Consider the following 6,335-nt stretch of genomic DNA (forward strand, 5'->3'; position numbering starts at 1 on the left):
GATCGAGGTGGCCGGCCGGCCCGGGGCGCCCGTCTTCACCGACCCGGTCACCGGCCGCTACTCGTTCACCGTGCCGGGTAAGGTTCCCGGACGGTGGCGGGCCACCGCCCCGGCCGTACAGCTTGACCTCCGTCAGGCCGGTGCGGAAGCCGGTGGCATGGGTGAGCTGGACCCGGATCCGCTGGGTGCTGACCGGGGTGAACTGGACCCGGTTGTAGTTGGCCCGCGCCGCCGCCGGGGTCTTCGCCTGGCTCGCGGCGTTGACCCAGGTGCTGCCGTTCCAGTACTGGACGTTGTACGAGGCCGGTGCCCGGTAGCGGTTGCCGGCGCGGTCGTCGCGGAAGTACAGCCACGCGTCGTCGACGGTCCGGGTCTGGCCGAGGTTGACCTCGTACCAGTCGGTGGCGTTCGGCGACCCGGTACTGCCCCAGATCGGCGCGTTGGTGGGGAACCCGTCGACCGCCGCGCCGGTGGAGGTACCCGAGGCGGTGTACGACGCCGACGTCGTGGCGCCCTGGGCCAGGTTCGGCGTGGTCGAGGTCAGGTCGACGCCGGCCTTGGCGAACATGTCGACCATCCGGGCGCTGGTCTGGCTGACGTCCTGAGGCAGTTGCAGCCCGGAGAACGCGGCGCTGAACGTGGTGGTGCCGCCCGCCGGCAGGGTGACCGCGCCGGTGGCCGGGTTGTAGAGCACCCGGGTCAGCCGGTCCACGGTGGCCACCCGGTTGCCGTTGAGGTAGATCGAGTAGCCCTGCGGGACACCCGGGTAGCGGGTGATCCCGTCGGCCGGGTCGTCCCAGACCACGCTGAGGTTGGCGTTGCGGTAGCGCAGGTTGTTGACCGCGAAGTGGGACCAGCCGATCGGGATCGGGTGCAGCTCGATGGTGTTGTCGGTGCGCGGCCGCAGGCCGGCCACGTCCTCGACGACGGTCCAGTTGCTGCTGCCCAGGATGTTGTGGTGGATCCAGGACCGGTAGGTGATCGACGAACCGTTCCAGTTGGACCAGAACTCGTTGGCGTCGGGCCACTGGGTGTTGCCGTTCACGTACTGCGCCCAGGCGTTCCAGTAGAGCAGCTTCTTGTAGTGCTCGGCGGTCATCCACTGGTTGGGGTAGTTGCGCAGCACCGAGGAGTAGAGCCGGAACTGCACCGTGGAGTTGATGGTGGAGAAGTTGTTGCTGCCGGGGTTGCCGGCGGCGGCCGCCGCGGCCTTGTCCCGCTGGTTGGCCGTGTAGAACGGGAAGATCGGATACTCGGCCGGGTCGTCGAAGAGCCGCAGGGCCTCGCGGTACGTGGCGGTGTTCGGCATCAGCCCGACGGCGTACGGGTAATAGTTGTTGATCTCCTTCCACGGCACGTGGGTGTTGGTGGCGACGTGGCGGTGCTCCAGCAGTTGCCGGCTCGGGTTCCACAGCACGTTGACGATGCCGTCGCGGATCCGGTTGGCCAGGGTCTGCATCTCGGTGGCCTTGGCGGTGTTGCCGAGGACCGTGTACGCCTGGGCGGCGGCCAGGGCGTTGCTGTAGACGTACGCCCCCTCGGCCCGGTCGAGGTTGCCGGAGCGCCAGTGGAACGACACCGCGTCGGCGTCGTTGCCGGTCATCGCACCCCAGTTGTACTCGATCACACCGTTGTTGTTGGTGTCGTAGGTGGCCAGCTGGCCCTTGACGTCCATCTCGGCGTAGCGGGCGAAGTTGTGCAGCATCGCCGGCTGCCCGCCGTGCAGCTGGTACGCCCGCCAGGCCGCCTCGGACAGGTACTGGGTGTAGCTGTTCGACCAGTTCTCCGGGTCACCGGGGTTGTCCATGAACCGGCCGTTGGCCGAGGACTGCCCGACCGACAGCCAGGGGCCGTACGAGTAGATCGGGTTGCGTAGGTACTTCAGGTCGTCGACGTGCATCGGCTGGGTCAGCACGATGGCGTTGTTGTATCCGGTCACCCCCTCGATCGAGGTGGGGAACTGGAAGTCCTGGCCGGGGATGTCCACGTCCAGGTGGTTGAAGCGCATCAGCCACCAGCGGTAGTAGATGTTCTTCTTGATGGCCGGGTCGGGCACGTCGATGTAGGGCAGGTTCTCCGCCCACCAGCGGTTGTAGTCGCGTACGTGGGTGGCGAACGCGGTGGCCGCGGTGGCGTTGCGGTAGCTGGTGTACTCGGTCATCGACTCGGGGATCTCGTCGGTGACGAAGCCCAACTGCACCTTGGCGGTGACGCTCTGCCCCGCGCCGAGGGTGACCGAGCGGTTCAGGCCGCCGCTGCTGACGGTGAACCCGTCCCCGGACAGCCGCGGGCGGATGGTGGTCAGGTTGTTCTTCACCAGCCGGCTGCCGGTCAGCTCACTGCCACTGCCCGAGGCGGCGTACGGCGAGGTGACCCGCAGTTGCACGGTGCTGCTGGTCGAGCCGGTGTTGGTCACGGTCAGGTTGGTCACCGCGACGTTCTGGTGAGTGATGAACTTCGTGACGTCGGCGCGCAGCGACCCGCCGGTGTGGACGCCGCGCCAGTGGCTGGGCGCCTGCCAACGCTGCGCCACCTGCTCGGTGAGGGTGCCGGTGCCGACCGTGATGGTGTACGCGCTCTGGCTGCTGATGTTGTCCCAGTAGGCGGTGTTGCCGCCGAAGCCGATCACCGACGGGTTGTGGGTGTACATGAACAGTCCCCGGCCACGGGTCATCAACCAGGCGCCGGCCGGGTCGTTGCCCGGGCGGGCCAGCAGCCGGTCCATCCAGAAGTCGGTGCCGGCGCTCTCGGCGTCATAGATGGCCTGCATGGTGTTGCCGGTGGAGTAGCCGACCGGTGGCGCCGGCACCGCCGACCCGGAGAAGGTGGGGTAGCCGATGGTCTGCTCGGCGTGCGCCGGCCCGCCGGAGACCACTAGGGCGCCGGCTACCAGGATCGCGGTGACGAACGCGGCCAGCGCCGCGCGTACGGGCTGGATTCTGCTCATGACTGGAACGCCATCCATTCCAGGACTCCGGTGGAGTAGCCGGTACGGGAGGTGATGTTCAGCCGCAGCCGGGTCGTGCTGACCGTGCTGAAGGTGGTGACGTTGTAGGTGTCTCCAGTCACCCCGCAGGTCGACTGGTTGGGCACGTTGACGTACGCGCTGCCGTTCCAGTACTGCACCTGGCAGGAGGCGGGCAGGTCGATGCCCTGGTTGTCGTCGAACCAGTAGGTGGCGGTCCGGTTGATGCTGCGGGCGGTCGGCCAGCGGTATTCGATCCACTGGGTGCCCTGCTGCGGCCAGTTGCCGTAGGCGAGGTTGCTGCGGTCGGCGGAACTGGTCGGCACCCCACCGTTGTTGATCGCGGCCAGGCTCTCCCAGGCGGACACGTACGAGGTGGAGGCGGTGGCGGAGGGAGCCAGGTTGGTGCCGGCCGGCGGCTGGACGCCGCCGCCTGGGTTGGGCGGCGGACCGGTGGTGGTCTGCACCACCGGCTGGATGGTGCCGTCGGCGTTGAAGTACATCCGGTCCACCGCGACGGAGCGGCGGAAGTTGCCGCCGCCGGGGGCGTTGGCGTTGTGGTAGACCATGTACCACTGGCCGTTGAGCTGCGCCACCCCGGCGTGGTTGGTGGTCGAGGAGACCTGGCCGAGCACGACGCCACGGTGGGTCCACGGGCCCATCGGGTTGGTGGCGGTGGCGTAGCGCTGGCAGGCGTAGCTCGACGAGGTGACGCAGCCCTGGGTGTCGTTCGCCGCATAGATCATGTAGTAGAGGCCGTTGCGCTTGAACATGAACGGCGCCTCCCAGAAGTTGGTCAGCCCCTGCGGAGTGACCACCGAGCCCACCGTGTCGATCATGTTGCTGGCCAGCCGGACCGCCCGGGGACCCCAGTAGCCGCCCCAGTAGAGGTACGCCTGGCCGTCGTCGTCGACGAAGACGGTGGGGTCGATGTTCAGCGGCGAGGAGTTCGGGGTGCTGTCGCTGACAAGCGGCCCGCCCTTGGCGTCGGTGAACGGGCCGAGCGGGCTGTCGGCGACCGCGACGCCGATGTCCATCCAACCGGGACCTCGGCCGTTGACCGAGGTGTACCAGTAGTAGCGGCCGTTGCGGGACTCGACCTCGCTGGCCCAGGCGTCGGCACCGGCCCAGCCGAAGGTGCCGATGTTGGCCCGGGCCCCGTGGTGGGTCCAGTTCGCCGCGTCGGTGGAGGACAGCACGTGCCACTCGCGCATGACGAAGTTGTTCGTACCCGTCGGCGCCTCGTCGCGGCCAGCGTAGATGTACATCGTGTTGCCGACCACCAGTGGCGCGGGGTCGGCGGTGTAGATGGTGGTGATGATGGGGTTGGCGGCCGAGGCGGGCGAGGCGAGGGCCAGGCTCGCCGCCAGCATGGCGGCGCAGCCGGCCGCCAGGGCGCGGACAATGGGTCGTCGTCGCACGGGGGTCTCCTGTCGGGGGAGCGGGACGGGGTGTGGCCGGCGCCCCGGGGCTGGCGCCGGTTACTGGCCGGTGGAGTGCGGGTCGGCGATCTCGGCCGCGGACAGCGCGCGGGCGGCCAGGAGGGGAGCGGACGGCATGGGAGCCCTCCCAGATAGTGACTCAGATCACTTCCTCTCGTTACAGTGCCGGACGAAAACCTTTTCGACAAGATGTCGGGAACGTAAACTTGCACCCGCGCTCGGCACCGCCGTCACCTTCCCGGCGGCAGCCCACGCACTACGCTGGCCGGGGGTGCGGGGGGTCGGCGAGCAACCGCTGTTGCCGGAGATGTCGCGAAAGGCTTTCGGTGGGCCGACGACGATCGCAGTCAGTGACGCTGAGCGACGTGGCGAACCGTGCCGGGGTCTCCGTGGCCACCGCGTCCAAGGCACTGAACAGCCGCGCCGAGGTCGCCCCGGCCACCCGCGAACGGGTGCTGCGCGCCGCCGCGGAGCTCTCCTTCCAGCCCAACGCGCTGGCCCGCGGTCTGATCTCCGGACGCACCCGTACGGTCGGGCTGCTCACCGATGAACTCGGCGGCCGGTTCGCCATACCCATCCTGCTCGGCGCCGAGAACGCCCTCGGCAACGGGCAGATGTCCGTGCTGCTCTGCGACGCTCGCGGCGACGCGATCCGCCGCCAGCACTACATCCGTACCCTGCTGGCCCGCCAGGTCGACGGGTTCATCGTGGTGGGCGACAGCAACGACCTGAGCCCGTCGTTGACCCAGGACATTCCGGTCCCGGTGGTCTACGCCTACGCCGAGTCGACCGACCCGCGCGATCTGTCGATCGTCGCCGACGACGAGGGCGGCGCCCGGCTCGCCGCCGAACACCTGGTGTCGCACGGTCGGCGCCGGATCGGGCACATCACCGGGCCGGACACCTACCGCGCGGCCCGCGACCGGGCGGCCGGGCTGCGATCCGTGCTCGCCGAGGCGGGACTCACCCCGGCCGGCGACCCGCTCTACGGCGAGTGGTCGCAACGGTGGGGCCGGCATGCCGGACGCCTGCTGCTGGCCGCCCGGCCGGACGTGGACGCGATCTTCTGCGGCAACGACCAGGTCGCCGCCGGGGTCGCCGACACCCTGCGCGACCTCGGCCGGCGGATCCCGGACGACGTGGCGATCGTCGGATATGACAACTGGGAGTTCTTCGCCGCCGACTGCCGACCCTCGCTGACCACCGTGGACCTCAACCTCGAACAGCTCGGTGCGACCGCGGTCAAGCACCTGTTCGCCGCCCTGGACGGCAACGGCGGCGTCGGGGTGATCCGGCAACCCGGCCGCCTCGTGGTACGCGAGTCCACCGGGCCGGCGCCGCACCGCTGATCACGTCAGTCGCGGGGCGCCGGGCCAGCCGGCGTCACCTCCTCCGCGGGACCGGCATCGCTGGGCACCGGTGCCGTGCTGGATCGGATCACGAGCTCGGGCAGCAGCAGGTCACGCCGGAGAATCGGGGTGTCCCCGACCCGGTCGAGTTGCGACAGCAGCAGCCCCAGGCTGCTCCGACCGAGTTCGGCGAAGTCCTGTCGAACCGAGGTCAGTGGCGGCAGGTAGTGCCCTCCGTCCGGCGTACCGTCGAAGCCCACCACGCTGACCTCGTCGGGAACCCGCCGGCCGGCCTCGTGCAGCGCGCGCAGCACGCCGAGGGCGAGCTGATCGCTGGCGCAGAAGACGGCCGTGACGCTCCGATCGCGGGCCAGCGCCTTGCCCTGCTCGTATCCCGCGTCGGCACTCCAGTCACCGGGCAGCACCGGAGGTGCCGGCGCACCAGCGGCCTGGAGGGCGTCCCGCCAGCCGTAGACCCGTTCGCCCGCCTCCGGCCAGTCGCTCGGACCGGCCACGTGGTGCACGGTGGCGTGCCCCAGATCGAGCAGATGCCGGGTGGCCAGCCGCGCGCCGCCGGCA

The 6,335-nt window shown here is 69.8% G+C and carries 4 protein-coding genes; 1 reads left to right on the plus strand and 3 read right to left on the minus strand.

Features of this window, described 5'->3' with window-relative positions; translation table 11 throughout:
* Both AB0M52_RS28645 and AB0M52_RS28650 read right to left on the minus strand, forming a co-directional pair.
* A partial coding sequence (locus AB0M52_RS28645) for a discoidin domain-containing protein (RefSeq protein WP_363960084.1) occupies positions 1-2,947 on the minus strand: 2,947 nt, incomplete at its 3' end.
* Positions 2,944-4,386: a family 43 glycosylhydrolase gene (locus tag AB0M52_RS28650; protein ID WP_363960087.1), complete on the minus strand. Its 1,443-nt coding sequence runs from the start codon at positions 4,384-4,386 to the stop codon at positions 2,944-2,946. The genes AB0M52_RS28645 and AB0M52_RS28650, both read right to left, overlap by 4 nt.
* 347 nt (positions 4,387-4,733) lie before the next feature.
* Between AB0M52_RS28650 and AB0M52_RS28655 the strand changes: the two genes are divergently transcribed.
* Positions 4,734-5,756, plus strand: a complete 1,023-nt coding sequence (locus tag AB0M52_RS28655) for a LacI family DNA-binding transcriptional regulator (RefSeq protein WP_363960090.1) — start codon at positions 4,734-4,736, stop codon at positions 5,754-5,756.
* 5 nt (positions 5,757-5,761) lie between these two features.
* Here AB0M52_RS28655 and AB0M52_RS28660 read toward each other — a convergent pair.
* A partial coding sequence (locus AB0M52_RS28660; RefSeq protein ID WP_363960093.1) for a substrate-binding domain-containing protein occupies positions 5,762-6,335 on the minus strand: 574 nt, incomplete at its 5' end.

It is taken from the genome of Micromonospora sp. NPDC051296 (assembly GCF_040682255.1).
In the GTDB taxonomy this organism is placed as follows: Bacteria; Actinomycetota; Actinomycetes; order Mycobacteriales; family Micromonosporaceae; genus Micromonospora; species Micromonospora craterilacus.